Origin of the sequence: Rhizobium oryzihabitans, assembly GCF_010669145.1 — a bacterium.
Classification (GTDB): domain Bacteria; phylum Pseudomonadota; class Alphaproteobacteria; order Rhizobiales; family Rhizobiaceae; genus Agrobacterium; species Agrobacterium oryzihabitans.
This window is the reverse complement of record NZ_CP048635.1, coordinates 1,192,619-1,215,680: the sequence shown is the minus strand read 5'-3', so window position 1 is coordinate 1,215,680 and position 23,062 is coordinate 1,192,619. Positions and strand designations below refer to the sequence as shown.

General features: G+C 60.4%; 22 protein-coding genes. 13 read left to right on the top strand and 9 right to left on the bottom strand.

Annotation, left to right across the window (positions count from 1 at the left end; translation table 11 throughout):
- The first annotated feature begins 7 nt into the window (after positions 1-7).
- Positions 8-634, top strand: a complete 627-nt coding sequence (locus G3A56_RS22390; protein WP_082185130.1) for a class I SAM-dependent methyltransferase — start codon at positions 8-10, stop codon at positions 632-634.
- Here the strand turns inward: G3A56_RS22390 and G3A56_RS22385 are convergent, their stop codons facing one another.
- Positions 635-820, bottom strand: a complete 186-nt coding sequence (locus tag G3A56_RS22385) for a hypothetical protein (protein WP_080838926.1) — start codon at positions 818-820, stop codon at positions 635-637.
- Positions 821-1,004: 184 nt separating this feature from the next.
- On the opposite strand from G3A56_RS22385, the gene G3A56_RS22380 reads away from it, so the two are divergent.
- Positions 1,005-2,234, top strand: a complete 1,230-nt coding sequence (locus G3A56_RS22380; RefSeq protein WP_003498309.1) for a PQQ-dependent sugar dehydrogenase — start codon at positions 1,005-1,007, stop codon at positions 2,232-2,234.
- Positions 2,235-2,323: 89 nt separating this feature from the next.
- The gene (locus G3A56_RS22375) at positions 2,324-3,340 is read left to right on the top strand and encodes a DNA topoisomerase IB (RefSeq protein WP_082185131.1); all 1,017 of its coding nucleotides are present in this window, start codon (positions 2,324-2,326) and stop codon (positions 3,338-3,340) included.
- Positions 3,341-3,343: 3 nt separating this feature from the next.
- Here the strand turns inward: G3A56_RS22375 and G3A56_RS22370 are convergent, their stop codons facing one another.
- Positions 3,344-4,066: a response regulator transcription factor gene (locus G3A56_RS22370; protein WP_082185132.1), complete on the bottom strand. Its 723-nt coding sequence runs from the start codon at positions 4,064-4,066 to the stop codon at positions 3,344-3,346.
- A 1-nt stretch (position 4,067) separates the two neighbouring features.
- Positions 4,068-5,303, bottom strand: coding sequence for a GAF domain-containing sensor histidine kinase (locus G3A56_RS22365; protein ID WP_082185133.1), 1,236 nt, complete (start codon positions 5,301-5,303; stop codon positions 4,068-4,070).
- Positions 5,304-5,609: 306 nt separating this feature from the next.
- Between G3A56_RS22365 and G3A56_RS22360 the strand changes: the two genes are divergently transcribed.
- From G3A56_RS22360 to recX, 6 genes are all read left to right on the top strand, one after another.
- Complete coding sequence (locus tag G3A56_RS22360; protein ID WP_080838916.1) at positions 5,610-6,626, top strand: ABC transporter substrate-binding protein; 1,017 nt, start codon at positions 5,610-5,612, stop codon at positions 6,624-6,626.
- A 98-nt stretch (positions 6,627-6,724) separates the two neighbouring features.
- A complete protein-coding gene (locus G3A56_RS22355) occupies positions 6,725-8,188 on the top strand; it encodes an ATP-binding cassette domain-containing protein (RefSeq protein WP_082185134.1) in 1,464 nt (487 codons plus the stop codon).
- On the top strand, positions 8,185-9,126 hold the full coding sequence (locus tag G3A56_RS22350) for an ABC transporter permease (protein ID WP_080838912.1): 942 nt from the start codon (positions 8,185-8,187) through the stop codon (positions 9,124-9,126). Before G3A56_RS22355 ends, G3A56_RS22350 begins: the two co-directional genes overlap by 4 nt.
- The gene (locus tag G3A56_RS22345; RefSeq protein ID WP_082185135.1) at positions 9,123-10,070 is read left to right on the top strand and encodes an ABC transporter permease; all 948 of its coding nucleotides are present in this window, start codon (positions 9,123-9,125) and stop codon (positions 10,068-10,070) included. The genes G3A56_RS22350 and G3A56_RS22345 overlap by 4 nt, the downstream gene beginning before the upstream one ends.
- A 35-nt stretch (positions 10,071-10,105) precedes the next feature.
- Positions 10,106-11,026, top strand: a complete 921-nt coding sequence (locus tag G3A56_RS22340) for an SMP-30/gluconolactonase/LRE family protein (RefSeq protein WP_082185136.1) — start codon at positions 10,106-10,108, stop codon at positions 11,024-11,026.
- 71 nt (positions 11,027-11,097) lie between these two features.
- Positions 11,098-11,688 (top strand): recombination regulator RecX, encoded by a 591-nt coding sequence (recX, locus tag G3A56_RS22335; RefSeq protein WP_137067614.1) that lies wholly within the window; start codon positions 11,098-11,100, stop codon positions 11,686-11,688.
- A gap of 3 nt (positions 11,689-11,691) precedes the next feature.
- Here recX and G3A56_RS22330 read toward each other — a convergent pair whose 3' ends face one another.
- The 6 genes from G3A56_RS22330 to G3A56_RS22305 all read right to left on the bottom strand — a co-directional run bounded on the left by G3A56_RS22330 (position 11,692) and on the right by G3A56_RS22305 (position 18,835).
- Entirely contained in the window at positions 11,692-12,102 is a 411-nt protein-coding gene (locus G3A56_RS22330; RefSeq protein ID WP_035242995.1) for a c-type cytochrome, read from the bottom strand.
- 90 nt (positions 12,103-12,192) lie between these two features.
- Complete coding sequence (locus G3A56_RS22325) at positions 12,193-12,720, bottom strand: DUF992 domain-containing protein (protein ID WP_003498285.1); 528 nt, start codon at positions 12,718-12,720, stop codon at positions 12,193-12,195.
- A 248-nt stretch (positions 12,721-12,968) separates the two neighbouring features.
- Complete coding sequence (locus G3A56_RS22320) at positions 12,969-13,778, bottom strand: ATP-binding cassette domain-containing protein (RefSeq protein ID WP_035242994.1); 810 nt, start codon at positions 13,776-13,778, stop codon at positions 12,969-12,971.
- Between the two features lie 34 nt (positions 13,779-13,812).
- On the bottom strand, positions 13,813-15,777 hold the full coding sequence (gene fhuB / locus G3A56_RS22315) for a Fe(3+)-hydroxamate ABC transporter permease FhuB (RefSeq protein WP_082185137.1): 1,965 nt from the start codon (positions 15,775-15,777) through the stop codon (positions 13,813-13,815).
- Positions 15,774-16,676 carry an iron-siderophore ABC transporter substrate-binding protein gene (locus G3A56_RS22310; RefSeq protein ID WP_164056829.1) on the bottom strand — a complete coding sequence of 301 codons (903 nt, stop codon included), beginning with the start codon at positions 16,674-16,676 and terminating at the stop codon, positions 15,774-15,776. The genes fhuB and G3A56_RS22310 overlap by 4 nt, the downstream gene beginning before the upstream one ends.
- 26 nt (positions 16,677-16,702) lie before the next feature.
- Positions 16,703-18,835 carry a TonB-dependent siderophore receptor gene (locus G3A56_RS22305; protein WP_082186009.1) on the bottom strand — a complete coding sequence of 711 codons (2,133 nt, stop codon included), beginning with the start codon at positions 18,833-18,835 and terminating at the stop codon, positions 16,703-16,705.
- Between the two features lie 191 nt (positions 18,836-19,026).
- Here G3A56_RS22305 and G3A56_RS22300 point away from each other — a divergent pair, with 191 nt between their 5' ends.
- The 4 genes from G3A56_RS22300 (at position 19,027) to G3A56_RS22285 (ending at position 23,047) form a co-directional block, all read left to right on the top strand.
- Entirely contained in the window at positions 19,027-19,938 is a 912-nt protein-coding gene (locus G3A56_RS22300) for a LysR family transcriptional regulator (RefSeq protein WP_082186010.1), read from the top strand.
- A 261-nt stretch (positions 19,939-20,199) separates the two neighbouring features.
- The gene (locus G3A56_RS22295) at positions 20,200-20,463 is read left to right on the top strand and encodes a spike base protein, RCAP_Rcc01079 family (protein ID WP_003498271.1); all 264 of its coding nucleotides are present in this window, start codon (positions 20,200-20,202) and stop codon (positions 20,461-20,463) included.
- A 197-nt stretch (positions 20,464-20,660) separates the two neighbouring features.
- Entirely contained in the window at positions 20,661-22,328 is a 1,668-nt protein-coding gene (locus G3A56_RS22290; RefSeq protein ID WP_164056828.1) for a phosphoethanolamine transferase, read from the top strand.
- A 65-nt stretch (positions 22,329-22,393) separates the two neighbouring features.
- Positions 22,394-23,047 (top strand): response regulator, encoded by a 654-nt coding sequence (locus tag G3A56_RS22285; protein WP_003498266.1) that lies wholly within the window; start codon positions 22,394-22,396, stop codon positions 23,045-23,047.
- Positions 23,048-23,062: the final 15 nt, after the last annotated feature.

Below are 23,062 nucleotides of genomic sequence, written 5' to 3'. Positions count from 1 at the left end.
GCCTGCGATGAAAGAACAAGACGAAAGCTTCGTGGTGGATTTTGTCGGCGGTGCGGTCGGGCATCGTTTCCGCTCCGGCGAGGGGCGTGGACAGGCCCTGCCGAAAGCCGCAGGCTTCACCAAAGGCCGCACCCCAAAAATCGTGGATGCCACGGCAGGGCTCGGGCGGGATGCCTTTCTGCTCGCATCACTCGGCGCGGAGGTGACGTTGATCGAACGCTCGCCGGGCATGCATGCCTATCTCGCGGACGGCATTCGCCGCGCATTGGAGGCCGGCGGCGCCTATGCGGAGGCCGCGTCGCGCATGACGCTGCTGCAGGGTGATTCAAGGCACCTGCTGAAAGAACTTTCGCCGGAAGTGGTGATTGTCGACCCCATGCATCCGCCGCGCCACAATACGGCGCTGGTGAAAAAGGAGATGCGGGTGTTGCGCGAACTGGTGGGATCCGATCCCGATCAGGTGGAACTGATGGAGGCGGCGCTTGATAATGCAACGAAACGGGTTGTTCTTAAATGGCCCCTGCGCGCCGAACCTATGCCGGGCATTCGCAAACCCTCGCATCAGATAATGGGCAAGAACACCCGTTATGATGTCTTCATGATCTTCGGAAAATCAGTCGATCCCGAGGAATGATCAGCGGAAGTTGGGCTTGCGCTGCGCATTCATCAGGAGTTCGTGCCGGGATGCGAACTCGCCAAACAATTTTCTCAGCCGTGTCTCCTCGGCCTTGTCCAGTCGGTAACGGCGACAGAATTCTGCGACATTGAGGATCGGTTTGGTTCTGTTCCCGTCTATGGTCTTGTTGTCAATGATCTGCATGGCGCCCTCCGTATAACCAGAGGGAAAACGTGGATGCATGATTGCGGTTCCCTACGAATTCGTACGGATGATAAAAGAGGGCGTCGCCTGCACACGAACTCATCAAGTTTTCTTGAAGCTATCGCAAGAAACGAAATCCTCCCCAAATGGTTTGTGCCTGACGCAAACGAAGGAAGGGAGACCCATGTTCCGCAACAACCGATTTCTGAGTTCGACGATGCTATTTGCGCTGCTTGCCGTACCGCTTGCTGGCGCCGCCCACGCACAGACCGCCCCGGCTGCCGAGACGAAACGGGCCAATGCGCCGGATCAGAAACCGGCTTTCGAGGGTCAGACCCGTGCGCCACAGGCCGCAACCCAGCCAGACGTCGAAAAAACCGTCATTGCCGAGGGCCTGCCACATCTCTGGTCGATGGAGTTTCTGCCCGATGGCCGCATGATCGTTGCGGCCAAGGAAGGCGCCATGCATATCGTCGCCGACGGCAAGGCCGGCCCCGCCATAGAAGGCGTGCCGGAAGTCGCCTCTGCCGGACAGGGCGGTCTTCTCGACATAGCGCTTGCGCCGGATTTCGAGACATCGCGCACCATCTTCTTTTCCTTCTCCGAACCGCGTGACGGCGGCAATGGCACCTCGGTCGCCTCGGCAAAACTGACCGAGGAAGGCGGCGCGGCCAAACTTGAAAATGTCGCGGTTATCTTCCGCCAGATGCCGACCTATGATGGCGACAAGCATTTCGGCTCGCGTTTGGTCTTCGGGCCGAATAACGAGCTTTATGTCACTGTCGGCGAACGCTCCGATGCGACGCCGCGCGTGCAGGCGCAGGATCTGTCCAGCGGCCTCGGCAAGGTCTTCCGCATTGATGCGCAAGGCAAAGCCTTCGAAGGCAATCCCTTCGCCGGCCAGCAGAACGCCCTTCCCGAGATATGGAGCTACGGCCACCGCAACCTGCAGGCGGCAGCATTGGACGGAGAAGGCAGGCTCTGGACCGTGGAACACGGCCCGAGAGGCGGCGATGAACTGAACCTGCCGAAAGCAGGCCTGAACTATGGCTGGCCTGTCATAACCTACGGCATCGAATATAGCGGCAGGGCCGTTGGTGAAGGTGCCACGGCCAAGGAAGGCATGGAGCAGCCGGTCTATTATTGGGACCCGGTCATCGGCCCCTCCGGCATGGCGTTTTATGAAGGCGACCAGATTCCCGAATGGAAGGGCGCCTTCATCGTTGGCGGTCTAGTGAGCCAGGGCCTCGTCATCCTGCATCTGGATGGCGACAAGGTTGCGACCGAAAGCCGGCTGCCGCTCGAGGCGCGCATCCGCGACGTGAAGGTCGGTCCGGATGGCGCGATCTATGCCGTGACCGAGGAGCGGGGCGGCGGCGAATCCCAGATCCTGAGGATCGCCAAGGCCGGTTGATAAAAACGGATAATCGATACGGACAGGCCGCCGGAACGAAGGCGGCCTGTTTTTCGTTTGCCGCAGCGTGAAACCTGCCGGAAAAAACGATGCCACAACCAACCACCCGCCTTCTTGCCAAAATCGGACTTGCCTATGTCAACGATCAGGAACCGGGGATAGCCCGCGAAAAGCGCGGGCGCGGTTTCTGTTACCGGCTGCCGGGTGGCGAACTCCTGTCCGATAGCGTTGAATTGAAGCGCATCAAGTCGCTCGGCGTACCACCTGCCTATAGAGACGTCTGGATATGTATCGATCCCGCCGGGCATTTGCAGGCCACGGGCTTCGATGCGCGCGGGCGAAAGCAATATCGTTACCATCCCGACTGGCACGCCATGCGGGGCGAGACGAAATTCTTCCAGCTGAAAAGCTTCGGCAAGGCGCTGCCCGCCATCCGCCGTCGTGCCATCGCCGATATCGAAAGGCAGGATCATGGGCAGGAGATGACGCTCGCCGCCCTTACACTGCTTCTCGATGCCGCGTATCTGCGCGTCGGCAACCGCTCCTATCTCGAAACCAACGGCACCTATGGCGCAACCACCTTGCTCAAACGGCACGTGTCTTTCGGTGAAACCATCGAGCTGCGGTTTGCCGCAAAGGGCGGGCAAAAGGTGAAGCGCCAGCTGCGCCACCCCCGCCTTCAGAAAATCCTCGAAGAAATCGCCGATCTGCCGGGCAAGGAGCTGTTTGTCTGGCAGGACAGCGAAGACCGCGTGCATTCCGTCGATTCAAGCGATCTCAACGCCTATCTTTCCCGCATTGGCGGTCAGGGCATCTCCGCCAAGACCTTCCGAACCTGGGGCGGCACCCTGGCCGCCTTCTGCCATGCGATGGAGCATGTGGCAGCCGGTGAAAAACCCAGCATCAAGGGCATGTGCCAAGCAGCGGCGATCGAGCTTTCCAATACGCCCGCCATCTGCCGCAAGAGCTACGTCCACCCTGCCGTTCTCGATATCGCGACGGAGGAGAAGGCGCAGAAGAAGCTTGGCCGCATCCTGAAGGTCGGGGCAAAGCCCGTTTCCGGCCTCAGGGCGGATGAAAGACGGCTGCTTGCCTTCCTGCCCTGACGATCAGCGGCTTCCCGCCCATTCCGCCAGTTCCCGCTCGGCCCTTTCGAGAGCGCTATAGTTCAAAAGCTTTCGCAGGAAGGCAACGGTGACGGCACGGGTCCGCAGATTATAGCGACCTTCCGCCTCGTCGTCGCCCGCCGCCTGATGCACATTGAGCTTCTCATACAGGCTTTGCAGACGGTTCTGCACGCTGCGTAGCGACAGGTTGCGGCGGCGCGCAATCGCCTTGTCGGTGAGGCCAAGCGCGACATCGACAAGGATTTCATATTCGGAATCGGTAAAGCCATGCGCCTTGCCGAGGCTCTTTTCCTGAAGGCCGCGCACTTCACGGTCGATCACGCATTGCGCCTCGATGAAGATGCTGCGCAGCGCCAGCCGCAACCGGTCGTCGGAGGCTGATTTCAGCACGTAGCCATAGGCGGCGCCTTCCGGCACGATACGGGAGACCCCACGCACATAGGCCTCGTCGGAATAGTTTGACCAGAACAGGATGCGGGTGTCCGGCCGCTCCTTCCAGATGGTGCGCGCCGCCTCTATGCCGTTGCGCTCGTTCATCTGTAAATCCATGACGATATGGGCGGCGCGATTTTCCCGCGCCAGCTTTTCGCCGGTTCTGCCGTTTGACGCCTCAAGAACCTTGTCGCATTCCGGCAGGGCCGCTCGCACCGCCTCATTCAGATAGGCACGGTGCAGCGCATCGTCCTCGACGATCAGCACATCCATGTCACAGGTCCTCCCGCCGGTCGAAAGCATCTTCCGGCAATGTGACGGTGATGCGGGTTCCCGCTCCCGTGCCATTGCCGCCAATATCGAATCTGGCTGAAATCAGCCGCGCCCGCGTCTTCATATTGCCGATGCCGAGGCCTCCGGAGGCCCCGCCTTCGCCGCCGCCGCTGCCGTCATCGCTGACCGTCACCCGCAAACCGCCGTCGATTGCGGTCAGTTTCACGGCAATCACTTCGGGCTGGGCATGGCGAATGGCATTGTTCACCGCCTCCTGCACGATGCGGAACAGGGAGATGGCCACCGTCTTGTCCAGCCTTTCCACCAGCCCGTCCGTCTCATCCGTCACCGACCAGTCGATTGCCGATCCGCTATCGCGCACGGAACGGTCCACATAGGTCTCGATGGCCTCAACGACGCCGAACAATTGCAGGATGGAGGGTTTTGCCTCCTCGATGATCTCGCGCAGATCCTGCATGCAATGCTGCAGGCTGCGCACCACCGGCTCCAGCATCTCGCCTGAAAGGTCGGGGGTATGGCTCATGCGCTCGATGCGCCGCGCCAGCCGTGTCAGGTCCGCCAGCGTCTGGTCGTGCAGATCCATGCCGATCCGCTGCCGCTCGGCCTCCAACGCCTCGGTCAATTGCAGCGCGCCGAGCCGCAGGCCCTCCTCGCGGGCATTGGCGCGCGCTTCCTCGATGGCGGAGCGTTTGGCCTGCTCGGCGGCGCGGATGGCGTAGAAATAGGGCGCCAGCAAATCCGCAACCGCGCGGGCATTGGCCACATCCTCCATCGTATAGGCGTCCGACTGGTGGGAGGAGCAACTCAGCGCGCCGATGATATCGCCATGCACCTTCATCGGCACATGCAGCCGGCTATGCAGGTTAAGTTCGATGATCGGGCTCGAAAACGACCCTTCGAAATGAAAGCGCGGATCGGAACAGGCGTCGCCGCTCAAGAGGTATTCCACCTCGCCTGACAGCAGCGAACGGATCGGACTACCGGTCAGAAGGGCGGGCGGGAGCCTGCTCCAGGCACTGGCCAGACCGCTTTCATAGGCGATGTGATATTTGTCATCCAGCTGCTTGATGCAGACATCCATATGATCATGCGGGATGATATGGCTGATCTCGGTTGCGACCGCTTGGATGATGGCATTAAATTCGAGCTGCCCGGCGAGCAGCCGCGAAATACCCATATAATGGTGGAAAAGAGCGCTTTTCGGCGTATCCAGCATGTGCGGACGCCCTCCCAAGCGCCTGCCTTGTCGATCTCTGGCGGCGCAGTTTCGACATATCAGAACGCCGCATCACCATTCTGCGCCCGGCAAGGCCATTTCGTCCTGCGGGTTCCCGCATGCTTTCTGCGGAAACCCGCAGGAAGATTGCCGTGATCCGCCTGTACAAGCCAAACCTTCTTGGTCATTCTCGCTTGTACTGGGGAAAGGAGCTCCAGTGCAAAGGAATTCCGTCTGCCGCCGAGGAGATTGCGACAGACAGGTGTTTCCGGGCTCGAAAAGGGCAAGCCACCAGGGAGGAAATCAATGGCTATCAGGAAGATGCTTCTGGCGTCGGCCGCTGTCGCATGCGCAGCTTTGCCGATCACCGCTCATGCCGATACGTCGGCCAAAAAAATCGCGCTTTCAAACAATTATGCCGGTAATTCCTGGCGTCAGGCAATGCTGACGAGCTGGGACAAGATCACCAAGCAGGCGGTTGCCGACAAGCAGGTCGCCGCCGCTGACGCCTTCACCACAGCCGAAAACCAGGCGACCGAACAGGCCGCGCAGATCCAGAACCTCATTCTTCAGGGTTACGACGCGATCGTCATCAATGCCGCTTCGCCGACCGCGCTTAACGGAGCGGTGAAGGAAGCCTGCGATGCCGGCATCACCGTCGTATCATTCGACGGCATCGTCACCGAGCCCTGCGCATGGCGCATCGCCGTCGATTTCAAGGCGATGGGCGAAAGCCAGATCGACTATCTCGCCAAGGCCATGCCGAAGGGTGGAAACCTGCTTGAAATACGTGGCCTTGCGGGCGTTTCAGTGGATGATGAAATCCACGCCGGCATCGCCGCCGGCGTCGCCAAGAACCCGCAGTTCAAGATCGTTGGTTCCGTCAATGGCGACTGGGCGCAGGACGTCGCACAGCGCGCCGTCGCCGGCATTCTGCCGAGCCTTCCAGAAGTCGCGGCCGTCGTGACGCAGGGCGGCGACGGTTACGGTGCGGCACAGGCTTTCGCTGCCGCCAAGCGCCCGACACCCACCATCGTCATGGGCAACCGTGAAGACGAGCTGCAATGGTGGAAACAGCAGAAGGACGCAAGCGGTTACGAGACCATGTCCGTCTCCATCGCTCCCGGCGTCTCGACGCTCGCTTTCTGGGTGGCGCAGCAAATCCTCGACGGCAAGGATGTGAAGAAGGATCTGACCGTGCCCTTCCTGCGCATCGATCAGGCCAATCTCGAGGAAAACCTGAAGACGACCCAGAAGGGCGGCGTGGCGAATGTGGAATATTCGCAGGAAGACGCCCAGAAGGCCATCGCATCGGCCAAATAGGCCGGATCGGCCCAGAGCCCCACTATTGCGGCGCTCCCGGAACGGGCGCCGCAATAGCCACCGTATCATCCGATTTCACATCACTGGCGTAGTTGCTCATGAATGACATCATCGAGGCGGAAGAAGTCGTCGCTGCGCGCGGCGTGAAGGTCGTGTTCGGCGCGGTAAGGGCGCTGGATGGGGCCGATCTCGTCATCCGCACGGGGGAATGCCTCGGGCTCGTCGGCCATAACGGCGCGGGAAAGTCCACCATCGTCAACGTCATCAATGGCGGGCTGACGCCGCATGAGGGTTCCGTTTCCTATGGCGGCAACGAAAACCGCCACGGCATTGCCGCCGCGCGCGCGAACGGCGTTCGCTGCGTGTTTCAGGAACTGTCGCTCTGCCCGAACCTGACGATCAGCGAAAATGTCCGCATCATGCATACCGCCACGGGTGGACGAAACTGGCGCGGCCGTGCGCTGACGACGATCCGCCAGACACTGGATGAAATTTTCCCCGGCCACGGCATCGATTGCGAACTGACTATCGCTGAACTTTCCATCGCCGAACGCCAGATGGTGGAAATCGCCATCAATTTCTGCCGCATACCGCGCGCACCGAGACTGGTGATCCTCGATGAGCCAACGTCCTCCCTCGATGCCGGTCTCGCCGAGCAGCTGATGGACTACGTCCGCCGTTTCGTGCGTGAGGGCGGCTCGGTTCTGCTGATCTCTCATATTCTCGGCGAAATTCTTTCGACGGCCACCCGTATCGTGGTGATGAAGGACGGCCGGGTGGTGGCCGACCGGAAGGCCGCCGACTTCACCACCCGCTCGCTGGTTGAGGCCATGGGCAGCGTCGTCAAGGAACAGGACAGGCGGCGGGGTGAAAGCCGCAAGGCGGGCGAGAAGGTGCTTTCCATGCCGGCACGCCGGGGCGAAGGCCTTGCCTTCGAGGCCTTTCGCGGCGAGATCGTCGGCCTTGCCGGTCTCGGCGGCCATGGCCAGACCGAAGCGCTTCTCGATCTTTATCTTGCCCGCAACAATAGCTGGCTGCCCGCGCGCAAGACCGATATCGCCTTCGTGGCGGGCGACCGCAGCCTGAACGGCACCTTCCCGCTGTGGAGCATCCTCAAAAACCTGTCCATCGCCTCGCTCAGGGATATTTCAGCCGCAGGCATGGTGGACAGAACCAAGGAAACCGAGCTTGGGGCGCAATGGAAAAAGCGCATCGAAATCCGCACGCCCGACATGGGTAACAAGATCCTCTCACTCTCCGGTGGCAACCAGCAAAAGGTGCTTTTCGCCCGCGCGCTTGCCACCACCGCCAGCACCGTTTTGATGGACGACCCGATGCGCGGCGTCGATATCGGCACCAAACAGGAGGTTTATGACATCTTGAGAACCGAAGCCTCCCACGGCCGCACCTTCATCTGGTACTCCACCGAAATGGACGAAATCCGTCTCTGCGACCGGGTCTATGTGTTCCGCGACGGCGCCATCCAGGCGGAACTCGTCGGCGACGATATTACCGAGCAGAATGTGCTGGCGGCCTCCTTTGCCGGAGAAGACCACGCATGAAACTCTCGGCAAACGCGCTCCGCCTCATCATTCCCGCCGCCTCGCTCGCCTTCCTGCTCGCCGCCGTTTTCTACATGCAGCCGCGCGCCATGAGCTATACCGGCATGAACCTGCTGTTCAATCTGGCGGTGCCGATTGCGCTCGCCACCATTGCGCAGATGCTGATCATGTCGGTCAACGATCTCGATCTGTCGATGGGCACCTTCGTCAGTTTCTGCGCCTGTGTGACCGCCACTTTCCTGCAAACCACGCCGATCCTCGGTATTGCGATCTTTGCCGGTGCGATTGCGGTTTATGCACTGCTGGGCGCCATCATCCATATTCGCGCCCTGCCCTCCATCGTCGTCACGCTCGGCATGAGCTTCGTCTGGGGCGGCCTTGCCGTCCTCATTCTGCCCTCGCCCGGCGGCCAGGCCCCCGCCTTCATCCGGGCGCTGATGACGGCAAAACCGCCTTTCGTGCCGATCGCCATCGTCGCCAGCATCCTGATCGCGGTCGTCGCCCATTATATCGTCATGCGCTCTTCCTTCGGCGTGCTGATGCGCGGTGTCGGCGGCAATTTCCGCTCGGTCGAACGCTCCGGCTGGTCGGTCGTCGGCATTCGCGCCGCTACCTTTGCGCTGGCCGGTTTCTTCGCGGTGCTGTCCGGTATCGCCCTTGTCGGGCTGACGACATCGGCCGACGCCAATATCGCGCTTCGCTACACGCTGCTGTCGATTGCGGGCGTCATCCTCGGCGGCGGTGAATTCGTCGGCGGCCGGGTTTCGCCCATCGGCGCCGTCATCGGCGCGCTGACGCTCACCCTTGCCGGTTCCTTCCTGTCCTTCATGCGCATTTCGCCGGACTGGCAGATCGGCGCGCAAGGGGCGATCCTCATCATCGTGCTGGCGCTGCGCATCCTGCTCAACCGTCTCGAAAAGCGGGAGAAAAACCAATGAACGGGCTTTCGTCTCTTTCGAAAAAACCATGGATATGGTCGTTCGCCGCAACGGCTGCGGTCTGGATCGTGACCGTCATGTTCACCGGCGGCGCCAGCTCCTTCGGCCTGTCGCACGCAGCCCTGACCTTCGCGGCCTTTTCCGTGATCGTCGGCATCGGCCAAATGTTCGTCATCACGCTCGGGCCGGGCAATATCGACCTCTGCGTGCCCGCAACGATGACGCTTTCCGGCACGCTGGCGCTCAAATTCATGGATGTGTCCGATGGTCTCATCCTGCCGGGATTGCTGATCGCCATCCTGATCGGCATCGCCATCGGCATCGGCAATTATGCGCTGATCAAGCTCCTGCGCATCCCGCCCATCATCGCGACGCTCTCCATGAGTTTCATCGTGCAATCCATCGCCATCTGGTCGAACCGCGGCCTGCGCATCAAGCCGCCGGAAACACTGGCCACCTTCGCCACGTCGAGCACGGTCGGTATTCCGAATGTCGCTCTCGTCGCACTGCTGCTCTCCGTCATCGCCTGGCTGCTGCTCGACCGCTCGTTTTACGGACGCTGGATTTCCGCCATCGGCCAGAGCACCTTCGCCGCCCGCATGACCGGTATTCCGGTGGACGGCGCACGTTTCGTCACCTATGTGCTCTGCGCGGTGCTGGCGGCGATTGCCGGTTATCTGCTCGCCAGCTTCTCCGGAGGTGCTGCGCTCAACATGGGATCGGAATATCTGCTGATGTCCATTGCCGTCGTTGTGATCGGCGGCACGGCGGTGGCGGGTGGTGATTCCAACGTCCCCGGCATATGGGGTGCCTCGCTCTTCATGTTCCTGGTGGTTTCGATGCTGAACACCTATGGTTTCGGCGCGGGCATCCGCCTCATCCTCACCGGCCTCATCATCATCTCCGTCATCCTTCTGGCAAGCGGCCCCAAGGCCACGCGCTGAACCCATAACGACAAGCCCTCAAGCGGACCACGCTCATGACAACAGACAACGCCTCCCCTTACGAAATCCACGATGACCGCTTCCGCCTTCTGATCGTCGGCAATGCGGAACTGGAAGAGCTTTACTCCGGCTGCCGCTGGGCCGAAGGCCCGGTGTGGTTTGCCGATCTGAACTGCCTGCTGTTCAGCGATATTCCCAATGAGCGCATGCTGCGCTGGGTGCCGGATGGTGGGGTCTCGGTGTTCCGCCACCCCTCCAACTTCACCAATGGCAACACCCGCGACCGGCAGGGACGACTGGTTTCCTGCGAACATGGCGGCCGCCGCGTCACCCGCACCGAAGTCGACGGCTCGATCACCGTTCTTGCCGACAGCTACGGCGGCAAGCGGTTGAACTCGCCCAATGACGTGGTGGTGAAATCCGATGGCAGCGTCTGGTTCACCGACCCCACCTACGGCATTCTTTCCGATTACGAGGGCTACAAGGCGGAACCCGAGCAGAAGACGCGCAACGTCTACCGGCTCGATCCCGCAACCGGCGAGATCACGATCGCCATCGACGATTTCGTGCAGCCAAACGGTCTGGCTTTCTCGCCTGATGAAACCAGGCTCTATGTCGCCGACAGCTCCTACAGCCATGATGTGTCCCGGCCGCGCCATATCCGCGTCTTCGATGTGGTGGATGGCGTGAAGCTCGCCAACGGCCGGGAATTCTGCAATCTCGACAATGGTTTGCCCGACGGTTTCCGCCTGGATACGGCGGGCAACCTGTGGACGAGCGCCGGCGATGGCGTCCACTGCTTCTCACCTGATGGCACGCTGCTCGGCAAGATCAAGGTGCCACAGACGGTCGCAAACCTCACCTTTGGCGGGCCGAAAAAGAACCGCCTGTTCATTACCGCAACGAAATCGCTCTATTCGGTCTATGTCGCCGCAACCGGCGCACAGACACCGTGAGGCGTTGAAAACCGAAGTTCATTCGGTGGGAAGGAACTGGCAAGACACGTTTACCGCGCTATAAAAGCGGAATGAACGACGATTCCAGCCCCTCCCTGACCGACGACATGGCCCTGGATGGCGAAACGCAGGCCAGCGAACCGACCAGCCGGATGCTGTCATGGGCGCGCAATTCCGCGCTCTACCGGCTGGAACAGCGCATGATGACGGAAAAGCAGCTGCGCGACGCCATCACGCGCAAGGCGCGGGAAAAATTCGAGGATATCAGCACCGCACAGGTAAAGGCGCTTGGCGAGTTTGCCGTGACTTTCGCTTATGGCATCAAGGCGCTTGACGATACGGCCTACGCCGAAATTGCCGTGCGAAGCGGCCAGCGCAGCGGTAAGTCGAAACGCGGCCTTGCGCAAAAACTTCAGATCAAGGGTATAGACCGGGAAACGGCAGCAGTCGCGCTTGAGGAAACCAACGATCTGGTTGCGGCCGTCATCTTTGCGCGCAAACGTGCCTTCGGACCCTTTCGCCGTGTCGAACTCGATGAAAAACGCAAATCGAAGGAGTTTTCCGCCTTCGCCCGCAACGGTTTCGGCTTCGAGATTGGCTCAAAGGTCATGGCGATGACGGTGGAGGATGCCGAAGAGATTCTTGCGGATGCGCCGCTCTGAAGGTTATTGCGGCATCGGATGCGTTTTCAGATACGCAATCAGATCGTCGATATCCGTTTCGCTCCAAAGCCCGAAAAAGCGCATCGAGGTCCCCGGCATTGCCTTCTTCGGGCTGGCTATGAATTTTTGCAGTTCCTCTTCCGTCCAGACCCGGCCCGCCGCACCGGCATCTTTCAGCGCCTGCGAATAATGGCCGTAATCCGTTACTCCAGCCATGGGCCTGCCCACCACGCCCATCAGATGCGGGCCCATGCGGGTACGCGGTGCGTCAACGCTGTGACAGGTGGAGCAACGGCTGAACACCTTTTCCCCGTGTGCCGCATCGCCTTCGGCAAAGGCCGTCGAAGAAAGACAGAGGAAAAAAGCCAATAAAGCCGGGAGGGATCTGGGTGCTGGGATCGTCATGACCTGCATAATACAACGCCCTCCCCGTCTGACAACGAAGAGGGCGCTTTTTGACATGCGACAGAATGCCCGGTGCAATACACCGGGCGCGCTTGCCGATTAGTTCATGGCCGTGAGCGTCACGGACGTACCGGTCGCTGCGAGGTTGAGGCCAACCTGACCCGTCACGCTGACCGTCTGAAGCTGGATCGAGCCCGAAGTGCCGCCAACGAGAACGTTGGTGCCAACGCCGAGACCGACAGTCACTTCAGCCGTTGCGCCCTGATAAAGGCCACCGAGCGAACCGCGATGGTAACCCGCTGTCGGGGCGAAAACGGCCCAGACCAGACGGCCCTGCGTGGTGAAGCCAAGGTCAACGCCCATCTTGCGGATGGCGCCGGTGTAATGGTCGGTGCGGCGTGCGCCCATGGTGGACTGGAACGTGCAATCCAGTTCCTTGGCCGAGCCGATCACGTAACCGACGCCACCGCCGATATCGCAGGTGAGATAACCGATCTTGACGCCGTTGCGGTCGTCCTGCTCCTGCGGAGCCGGCTCATATCTTGCAAGGTCGGCAGCGAGTGCGGAAACGGTCCCGCCGAGGCCCATCGTCAATGCGGCAAAAGTTACGGCAACAGCCTTTTTCATCTGATTTTCTCCTGTTTCATTCCTACCCGCAGCAGCCCTTCTTGCCCTCTCCGGATATTGAATTCCGCACTGTTAACGTTTGTTCCCCAGAATCGATCCAAAACAACTTAATTGGGGGCAAGGAAAGCAAAACAGTTAACAATGTCTGTTGGCGGTAGGATGCCATTAAGACATTGTTAGGGCGAAAAATGCCCGGAGAATTACTGTCAACAGCAAGCGCTTCGACGCGTTGTTTTGCTGCAACAAGCTTAAAGCGGCAGGGCGACGGGAAAGCCGGTGGCGGCATGCGTCATGACATCCATGCGCACGCCATAGATCCGCTCCAGCGTTTCCGGTGTCATGATGTCCTTCGGCGTTCCCCTTGCGATCAGATGGCCGGAATGCAGTGCGACGATCTCATCGCAGAACCGCGCCGCCATGTTGACATCATGCAGAACCACGATGACGCCTAAACCCTTTTCCCGCGACAGTCTCTGCACCAGAGAAAGAACCTCGAGCTGGTGCGCCATGTCGAGCGCCGAAATGGGTTCGTCCAGAAGCAGGCTTTCGGCGTTCTGGGCAACCAGCATGGCGAGCCACACGCGCTGGCGCTCACCACCGGAAAGCGTGTCCACCAGCCGGTCCCTGAAGGCCACGGTATCGGTCAGTTCGATGGCTTCATCCACCTTCTCCTGATCCGCCTTGGTGAACTGGCCAAGCGCGCCGTGCCAGGGATAACGGCCCAGCGCCACCAGTTCCTTGGCCAGCATGCCCGAAGCGGCCGGCGTATATTGCGGCAGATAACCGAGCTTTCGCGCAAATTCGCGATTGCCCCAGTTCCCCAGCGACTGTCCCTCGAACGACACCCTGCCTGCCGTTGGCTCCTGGATACGCGCAAGGATTTTGAGCAGCGTCGATTTTCCCGAACCATTATGGCCGATCAGCCCGATTGTCTTGCCGGTTGCAAAGCTTGCGGTCAACGGCTGCAGCAATGTCCTGCCCGGCACTTCCATCGTCACTTTTTCCAGCGAAAAAAGCGGAACATCGTCATAATCGGCGGCAAGCGTTGCCTGGGCCATGGATGTCATCTCCAGAAGTCATTCAAAATAATCATTATCGCCTGCCTGAAAGCCAGATCAGGTAAGGCGCACCGGCGAGCGCCGCAAAGAGACCCAGCGGCAGCTCATAGGGAAATGTCACGGATCGCGCCCCGAGATCGGAAAGCGCCATCAGCACCGCACCGAACAGGAACGAAGCGAACAGGTGGTCGCGCGGCGTGGTGAAACCGGCGCGAAGCGCGATGTGCGGCGCCATCAACCCGACGAAACTCAGCGGACCGACAAGCAGTGAGGCGGCCCCGGTGGCAATGCCGGCGACGGCTATGACGGCGATGCGCGCCGCGCCGAGCGGCAGACCGAGGGAGAGCGGCACATCCCGTCCAAGCGGGAGGATCGTCAGCCAGCGCGTTACCGACAAAGCCGCGGCAAGCAGCACGACCGAAAGCACCGCAAGAAAGATTGCTGAAGCGGGCGTCGCCGTCGAACCAGAGCCGCTGAGCCATGAGAGAATTTGCCAGGCCCGCTGATCGCCAATGGCAAGCAGTGCCGAAAGTACCGCCGAGCAGAGCGAACTGATGGCGATGCCGGCGAGCAGGATTTTTTCCGGCGCCAAATGCCGGCGCACGGAAAAGAACAGAACGAGGATCATGACGGCGGCCGAGCCGATGCCTGCACCGCAAAACAGCTCGAACAGACCCGCCGCCGGAAAAAGCGTGATGGCGGCGGCAAAACCGAGACCCGCGCCACCGCTGACGCCGATCACTTCCGGACTTGCCATGGGATTGCCGGTGAGCCGCTGCAGAAGCGCGCCTGCCATCGCCAGAAGACCGCCGGCAGCGCAAGCCGCCACCAGCCGCGGCCAGCGGAAGGGCAGAAGACTTTGTAGATCACCAGCTTGCAGCACTGTCCAACCCTCCGGCCCCTTGCCGATGGCGAGCGCGGCAAAAACCAGCCCGGCCATGATGACAAGCACTGGCAGAAGGGTCGCAAGCCGGCGTCTTGTCGCAGGGTCCACACCTTCGGCGCGATGCACATCGGTCGGCCGGATTTTCGGCAGCAGCCACAGAAGCAGCGGTCCGCCGATAAGAGCGGTCACCGCACCAGTCGGGAAAACTTCAGCCGTCGTACTCGCCAGAAGCTGCACGAGACCATCGCAGCACCAGAGCAGCAGACCGCCCAGAAGCGGCGAAACGAACAGTACGGAGGATGCCCGACGCACGCCGAGCGCCCGGGTAAGCGCAGGTGCTGCAAGGCCGATAAAACTGACAAGGCCGACCGCAGCAGCAACGAAGGCCGCCAGCATGACCGCGACGGCGGCCACCGCCAGCCTGATTGAAAACAGCGAGACGCCAAGCGAACGCGCACCGGAATCACCAAGGCCGAGAACCGTCAGTGGCCTTATCAGCAACCCGGTGAGAACAAGGCCCGCGAGAAGTTGAGCGGCAAGCAGAAACGCATTCGACCAGTCCTGCTGGCTGAGCGAACCGCCGTTCCAGACGACGAGCGACATCAGATATTCGCCCTGCGCAAGCGTCAACGCGGCGGAAACGGAGGCAGCAGTGATGCCGACCAGAAGCCCTGACACCACCATGGTCACCGGCTCGAAGGAGCGCCGCCAGCCGAGAAGAAACACCACACAGGCCGCAGCGGCACCACCGCCAAGCGCCACCAATGCGCGGTTTCCATCCAGCACCGCGGGAAAGAACAGGGTTGCGATGACGATCGCCAGTTGCGCACCTGCGGAAATGCCGAGCGTGGAGGGATCGGCAATCGGATTGCGCAGCAATTGCTGGAAAAGCGCGCCCGACAAACCCAGCATCGCGCCCGCCAGAATGGCGACCGCCACACGCGGCATCAGGCTGAAGGCGAAAATGACCTGATCCATCGACATGGTCGCGGCATCGAATGGCAGGCTTGGCCATGCACCAAAGGGCAGCCGCAACAGCCCGGCATGCAGGGAAAGACCACAGGCCAGAAGAAAGACGATCCCGAAGAGAAACTGGAGAGGCCGTGCTGTCACAGTGCTTCTCCCCGCGTCGTCAGGGCCTCGGTCAGAAGCCGCGCAAAACGCATGGCCGCCGTGATGCCGCCATAGGGGGCCACATTGCCGAGCGTCACCACGCGATTTTCCCGCACGGCTGGAAGCGCGCGCCAGATGGCGCTGTTGCGCAGGCTCTCGCGGGCCTCGACTGGAATATCCGAGACGATGACGATGCGGGCATCAGCTGAGCCGGCAAGATTTTCGAGCGGGACAGGCGCTGCGAAGGTGAATTGCGAACGGTTCGCCCAGGCATTGGTCAGCCCCAGCCGGCCAAGGACATCACCAAACATGCTGTCTGCGCCAAAAGCGCGGAAATGCCTGGAGTCGCCGATATTGATCACATAGGTCGGCCTTGCCGCAAAGGCTTCGAGGCGCGTCCGCATGGCTTGCAGCGCATGGTTCGTTTCTTCCAGAACCTTTCGCGCCTCTTCAGTCCGCCCGAGCTTTTCGCCGAGTGCCGAGACAGCGGCCAGCGCCTTTTCAAACGGCGGCTCGCCTTTCACGTAGAAAGGCAGCGAAAACACCGGCGCTATGGCCTCCAGCCGACCGGTGTAGCGCGTGTAGAAAGGCGAAATGAGAATGAGGTTCGGTCGGGTGAGCTGCAGCAGTTCGAAATTCGGCGCACCCCTCAGACCAAGATCGGCAACGGTTTCCGGAATTTCAGGTTCGACGGCACCTGCCCTGAACTGGATGAGTTCCGTTGCGGCAACCGGCATGACGCCGAGCGCCACGGATGTTTCCAGCATGGCCCAGTCGATTGCGGCGATGCGCGGCGTCACCGCCGCCCGCGCCTTGCCAGCAAGCGCCGAAGCGGCAAGCAGGCCCAAAAATTCCCGCCGCCCCCAGAGGGGCGACATCCATCGATCCTTACGCTTCATGCCCCTGCTGCTTCACTTGATGTGGGTCACCACCGGTAGGTCAGCTTGCCCATAACGGTTCTTCCGTCACCGTAATAGCATCCGAAAGTGGAGCAACTAGAAATATATTCTTTATCAGTCAAGTTTTGCACGAGAAGCGAGGCGCGGTAGCCGTTCTTCTCGTAATGAACGCCGAGATCGAGAAGGGTAAGCCCCTTCATTTCAAAGGCATTGGCGGCATCGCCGTAACGCTCGCCGACATAGCGAACACCGCCGCCGATGCCGAAGCCCTCAAGCGCCGTATCCTCCGCGAAGGTATAATCGAGCCATAGGCTGGCGGAATGGCGCGGCGTGTTGTCCAGCTCCCTGCCATTGTTCACGCGGCCGGAAACTTCGCTGTCCATGTAGGTATAGGCCGCACGCAGGTCGAGCCCGTCGGCCAGGCTTGCGACACCTTCAAGCTCGACGCCCTTCACATGCGCCTCGTCCATCTGCTGCGTCACGCCGCCGACAGTCGTTGTCACGTTCTTCTGCTTCAGATCGTAGATCGCCGCCGAGAAGAAACCGTCAAAGCCTTCGGGCTGATATTTGATGCCCGCTTCCCACTGTTCGCCGGTGGTGGGCTTCGGCGCATCGCCGACAGCCGGCTGCGGCACCGGTTCGAAGGAGGTCGCGTAACTGACATAGGGCGCAATGCCGCCATCGAAGAGATAGCTGACGCCGACGCGGCCCGTGAGCTTGTGGTCATCCTTGTCGAGCGAACGATAGGTGGTGCCGTTGAAGGTGGTGCCGCTGGTGCTGGCCCAATCCTGCCGCAGGCCGGCCGTAACCCGCCAGTTTTCGTAGGAAATCTCGTCCTGCGCATAAAGGCCGATCTGGGATATGTCGGTTTTCACATCGGCATAAAGCGTGCGCGAGGTCAGGCTGATCGGCCCGCCATAGACCGGATTGACGGGATCAAGCGGCGTTGCCGCCCAGAATTCTGTTTTTACGTTATTGTCGAAATAGCGATAATCCAGCCCAACAAGCAGGGTATGATCAACCGGACCCGTCGAAAAATCGGCCTGGAGGCTGTTGTCGATGTTGAACGTGTTCAGCAGCTCGTCCTGGAACGTCGCATTGCGGCGGATGAGATTGCCGATCATGCCGCTATTGGTCGAGGACATGCCAAGCGCCCGGTAGGACCAGTCGAAATTGGAATAACGCGCATTCTGCCGGAAGGTGAAGGTCTCGTCGAAACGGTGCTCGAATTCGTAGCCAATATTGGTGAACTTGCGGTTTGACGTATCGAACGATGGATCACCGACATAAAAGCTGCGGTCCAGCATGTTGCCCGGGCGGGAAAAGGTGAGCGCCGGCGGAAGGCCGGAGGGCGAGCTCGGATTATCGTGCTGATAGGAAGCAAGTACCGTCAGCTTCGTGTCTTCATCGGGTTGCCATGTGAGTGCCGGCGCGATGAAATAACGGTCGTTCTGCAGATTGTCCGTCTGGGCGTGGGCGTTGCGGGCAACCCCGGTCAGGCGATAGGCAAGGCTGTCACTATCCGCCACCGGCCCGCCAATATCGAACATCGACTGGTAGTAGTCGAAGCTGCCGATCTGCGCGCCCACTTCGCCGAAACGCTCGAAGGTTGGCCGCTTGCTGATGAGATTGATGAGGCCGCCGGGATTGCCCTGGCCATAAAGCACGGAAGCCGGCCCGCGAATGACCTCCACACGCTCCAGACCGTAGACCTCGTACGAGGGCGCACCCGCCGTGCGCATCAGCCGAAGGCCGTTGAGAAATTGCAGCTGGTTTCCTGCAAACCCGCGAATACGCGGCGCATCGAAACGCGGATCGGGACCTGACGGCTGCGCAACGACGCCGGGAACATAATTCAGCGCCTCGCTGAGATTGCGGACGTTCTGTGCATCCATCTGGTCTTTTGTGATGACGGACACCGACTGCGGTGTCTCGATCAGGGACCTGCCCGTCTTGGTGGCGCTGGCGCTGGTTTTCGCCACATAGCCCTTTACCGGGGCCTTGGGATCCTGCTTTTTTACGCCGTCCACGGTAATGGTCTGCAGCACCGTGGTGCCGGCCTCCTGCGCAAGGGCAATGCCCGGGGACAAAAACGCCACATAGGCAATGGCGGCGCAACCGCCCGCCAGAATGGAAATGTGTTTGGTTTTTCCCTGCACCGACAAGACCCTTTATCAACCCGCGCCGCCACAAGGGCGGATATTTTTCTGGAGAATTTAACTCATCTTATTACGCAAGGTGTAGATTTTGATCCAATAAGCGAAGCCGGTTTTTTTCAGAAGTATTGATTATGAAAATGCCGGCCGATAATAGCTTGGAATTATTCAAATCTGCTAAAAAGGCCACGAAGATGGGCAGGAAACCGGCAAGCCGGGCGGAAACATTCGAATTGCGACATCTGCGCTATTTCACCGTGCTGGTGGATGAACACAATTTCGAGCGCGCCGCCGCCCGCCTCGGCATTGCCCAGCCGGGACTGAGCCAGCAGATCATGGCGCTGGAGGATATTGTCGGCATGCCGCTCTTGGACCGGACGCGCCGGTCAGTGAAACTGACCACCCCCGGCCAGCTTCTCTATGAGGACGCCCGGAAAATCCTTGCCAATGCCGAAGCGACGCTTGCGGCGCTGAAGCGCGTCGACCGTGGGGAAACCGGCCGCATCTCCATCGGCTATGTGGCGTCCGCCGCCTATTCCGGGCTGCTCATTCAGTCGATCGCCAGTTTCCGCGCCTCCCATCCCGATGTGGAATTGCAGCTCATCGAAATGGAGATGCGGCTGCAATTGGCCAAGATCGCCGACGGCAATCTGGATTTCGCCTTCATCCGCCCGCCCGCGCCCATCCCGGAAGGCGTTGCGATGCATGTGGTCCTGCGCGAACCGCTGATGGCCGCGCTGCCGGAAAATCATCCGCTGGCCTTTGCTTTGCAGATCGATCTCAAGAACCTCGCCGCAGAAACCTTCATCACCCCGCGACAGCCACCGGATGTCGGCTTTCATTACAATACGATCGAGGCCTGCAACGAAGCAGGGTTCAAGCCCGTCATCAGCCCGGAGGGCCGGGACTACACCACCATTGCCAGCATGGTGGCCATCGGCCTCGGCGTTGCGCTGGTGCCCCGCTCGCTCGATTGCCTACGGCTTCCGGGCGTGCGTTATGTGCCGCTTGCGGCAAGCTCGGCAACCTCGGACCTCGCCATCGCCCACCGGAAAACCGAAGCCTCTCCCGCCGTCAGAGCCTTCATTCTTCACACCCGGAACTGAGGCGCGAAGCGCTCGCCCAGCCGGCGAATATCTAGCCGCTTCGCGATCCCGTGGATGAAAATCCCTCACCGCCAATTTGGCCTACGCGGGTGACGATATGGCCGGAGCGGCCAACCGCGTGAGAAGACACACATAATATCCGCCTCCCCGTACAAGACGGGTGCGGCATCGAAACGCCGCAAGGTATCCATCGTTCCCGCTTTTACCCACCCGCCCGCATGGCTGCATAATCAGGGCGGATTTGTTTTACGGGAGACAGCAATGGCTGAGATTTACACACACTATGCCGCCGGCCTGGAATCACCGGCGTCCCATGGTTTCGACATCGTTCCGGATGATACGAACCTGCTTCCTTCCCCGACACGCGCTATTTATGTCGGCAATGGCGGGCAGCTTTGCCTCACCCTGCTTTCCGGGGCGACGGTGACCTTCCAGAACCTGCCCGCGGGCAGCCTGCTGCCGGTTCGGGCAACGCGAGTATTTTTAACGCGCACCACCGCAACGGGCATCGTCGGACTGAATTAAATGATATCATGCCGCTATCTGACCATCGATTTGAAATGCTGCCATCCGGGGTGACACCGCAAAGTGTGACACTTTCATGACAAAGCTTTCAGGTTGATGTCAGCTAAATGACGCATCCGCCATCAATCGGCCGATGTGGCAGCTGGAATACGGGTGTTCCCGCATGTTCCTCGCTCCCACCGGCACATATGGATCTGGTGGAACTGACAGTGGCTCTTTTTACCGCGAAAGCGACAGGAACTGAAACTTATCGTCCGGAAATCGGCAGCGTGCCGCTCAGCCTGCTGACGGCTGCCTATCTGCTGTTTTTCACCAACCAGACCTTGTGGTCGAAGGTTCACACCTATCTTTCCGCCTATCCTGTCGCCATCGTCTCACTTTATGTTGCGATGGCCGCACTTTTTGGCGCCCTCATCACGATTTTTTCCGCCAAATACCTCATCAAGCCATTCCTGATCTTCCTTGTCTTCGCGGCGGCAGCGTCCTCCTGGTTCATTGACCGCTACGGCATCGTCATCGACAGCGACATGATCCGCAACGCCATGGAAACGACGCCGGCGGAAGCGGGCAATCTGATGACACCTGGCCTTTTCTGGCATCTCGCCATCTACGGGCTGGTACCGTCGCTCGTCATCGTCGCTGTCCGCGTCAGGCATCGCCCGATCCTCGAAAAGCTTCTGTGGAACACCATCAGCATCCTGATCTGCCTCACCATCGTCGGCATCATCAGCTTTGCGAATTCCAAGACCTTCACCACCGCCATCCGCCAGCACAAGGACATCGTCAAAAGCGTCAATCCCCTGTCGCCGATCATGTCCACCGTTCATTATTTCACGCAGGCCGGAAAAGAAGCGGACATACAGGTCAGCCCCATCGGCAAGGATGCGAAGGTTCTTCCAGCAGCAGGCGGCGTCCACAAGCCGCGCATCACCGTCATCGTGGCGGGCGAGACCGCGCGCGCCGCAAACTTTGCGCTCAACGGTTATGGGCGTGATACCAATCCGGAACTTGCCAAACGCGACGTGATCTATTTCCCGAATACCACCAGCTGCGGCACCGCAACGGCGATGTCCATTCCCTGCATGTTCTCGAAGTTCCCGCGTTCGGAATACAGCCATAGCAAGGCGCTCGCCAACGAAAACGTCATGGACGTCCTCGTCCACGCCGGTGTCAGTGCGACATGGCTGGACAACAATACCGGCAGCAAGAACGTCGCCGACCGCATTCCCTATTTCGACCTGCCCTCCACCAATGACAGCCGCTTCTGCACCGGCGGAGAATGCCGCGATGACATCTTCTTCGACAAGCTCGACGCCTGGCTTAACAACGTCACGAAGGACAGCGTCATCGTACTGCACCAGATGGGCAGCCACGGGCCGACCTACTATCTTCGCTACACTGACGAATTCCGGAAATTCACCCCTGACTGCCGGACCGCCGAACTTGGCAATTGCACCGACGCCGAGATCGTCAATTCCTACGACAACACGCTTCTCTACACCGACCATTTCCTGTCGACCGTGATCGACAAGCTGAAAGCGCGCTCCGACAAGCTGGCAACCGGCATGATCTACGCCTCGGACCATGGTGAATCGCTTGGCGAAAACGGCGTCTATCTGCACGGCGCGCCCTATCTCCTGGCGCCTGACCAGCAGACCCACGTGCCCTTCCTCGTCTGGTTCGACGATGATTTTGCCAAATCCATGGGCCTTGACCGTGCCTGCCTTGCAAAGAGCGCAGCCCAGGGCGGACGCTCCCACGACAATTATTTCCACAGCATCCTTGGCATGATGAACGTCTCCACCTCCGTCTACGATCCCTCGCTGGACGTCTTCGGTGGTTGCACCCAGCGTCAGAGCAGCTGAACAGACAGTGCTTGACGCATATCCCGTGAAAGCGATACGCAGGACGACGCGATAAAGGAGTTGTCTTGCGGGTTCTGCTTGTTGAAGACGATCATGTTCTGGGAGAGGCGCTGAGAGACCATGTGGCGGCGGCGGGACACGCTGTCGACTGGTTCAAGACGCTGGGCGACGCCACGGCAGCGACGCGGACCATGGCCTATGGCCTGATCCTGCTCGACATGCGCTTACCCGACGGCGAGGGTATCACCCTTTTGCAGGACCTGCGCAACCGCGACGATGCGACGCCGGTGATCATTCTGACGGCGCACGACCAGGTGTCGGACCGGATTGCCGGACTGAATGCCGGCGCCGACGACTATCTGGTCAAACCCTTCGATCTCAACGAGCTTTCGGCGCGCATGCTGGCGGTCTCGCGGCGTTACGAAGGTCGCTCGGCCCCGGTCATTCGCTTGCCCGGTATCGAAATCAACCAGGTGGCGCGCAATATCACCGTCGATGGAACGGCGCAGACGCTCAGCGCCCGGGAATGGGCGGTTCTCGAAAAACTGGTCGAGTACCCCGGCGCCGTCGTCTCGAAAGCGCAGCTGCATGACACGCTTTACGAATTCGGCGCCGAAATAGAAAGCAACACGGTCGAGGTCTATATCAGCCGGCTGCGCAAGAAAATCGGTCATGACCGCGTCGAGACCGTGCGCGGTGTCGGCTACACGATCAGATAGACAGAATGGCAGATA

Bases quoted from the DNA above. Each gene is read 5' to 3' on its own strand.
- G3A56_RS22390 (WP_082185130.1), top strand. From the start codon at position 8: ATGAAAGAACAAGACGAAAGCTTCGTGGTGGATTTTGTCGGCGGTGCG.
- G3A56_RS22385 (WP_080838926.1), bottom strand. From the start codon at position 820: ATGCAGATCATTGACAACAAGACCATAGACGGGAACAGAACCAAACCG.
- G3A56_RS22380 (WP_003498309.1), top strand. From the start codon at position 1,005: ATGTTCCGCAACAACCGATTTCTGAGTTCGACGATGCTATTTGCGCTG.
- G3A56_RS22375 (WP_082185131.1), top strand. From the start codon at position 2,324: ATGCCACAACCAACCACCCGCCTTCTTGCCAAAATCGGACTTGCCTAT.
- G3A56_RS22370 (WP_082185132.1), bottom strand. From the start codon at position 4,066: ATGGATGTGCTGATCGTCGAGGACGATGCGCTGCACCGTGCCTATCTG.
- G3A56_RS22365 (WP_082185133.1), bottom strand. From the start codon at position 5,303: ATGCTGGATACGCCGAAAAGCGCTCTTTTCCACCATTATATGGGTATT.
- G3A56_RS22360 (WP_080838916.1), top strand. From the start codon at position 5,610: ATGGCTATCAGGAAGATGCTTCTGGCGTCGGCCGCTGTCGCATGCGCA.
- G3A56_RS22355 (WP_082185134.1), top strand. From the start codon at position 6,725: ATGAATGACATCATCGAGGCGGAAGAAGTCGTCGCTGCGCGCGGCGTG.
- G3A56_RS22350 (WP_080838912.1), top strand. From the start codon at position 8,185: ATGAAACTCTCGGCAAACGCGCTCCGCCTCATCATTCCCGCCGCCTCG.
- G3A56_RS22345 (WP_082185135.1), top strand. From the start codon at position 9,123: ATGAACGGGCTTTCGTCTCTTTCGAAAAAACCATGGATATGGTCGTTC.
- G3A56_RS22340 (WP_082185136.1), top strand. From the start codon at position 10,106: ATGACAACAGACAACGCCTCCCCTTACGAAATCCACGATGACCGCTTC.
- recX (WP_137067614.1), top strand. From the start codon at position 11,098: ATGAACGACGATTCCAGCCCCTCCCTGACCGACGACATGGCCCTGGAT.
- G3A56_RS22330 (WP_035242995.1), bottom strand. From the start codon at position 12,102: ATGCAGGTCATGACGATCCCAGCACCCAGATCCCTCCCGGCTTTATTG.
- G3A56_RS22325 (WP_003498285.1), bottom strand. From the start codon at position 12,720: ATGAAAAAGGCTGTTGCCGTAACTTTTGCCGCATTGACGATGGGCCTC.
- G3A56_RS22320 (WP_035242994.1), bottom strand. From the start codon at position 13,778: ATGGCCCAGGCAACGCTTGCCGCCGATTATGACGATGTTCCGCTTTTT.
- G3A56_RS22310 (WP_164056829.1), bottom strand. From the start codon at position 16,676: ATGAAGCGTAAGGATCGATGGATGTCGCCCCTCTGGGGGCGGCGGGAA.
- G3A56_RS22300 (WP_082186010.1), top strand. From the start codon at position 19,027: ATGGGCAGGAAACCGGCAAGCCGGGCGGAAACATTCGAATTGCGACAT.
- G3A56_RS22295 (WP_003498271.1), top strand. From the start codon at position 20,200: ATGGCTGAGATTTACACACACTATGCCGCCGGCCTGGAATCACCGGCG.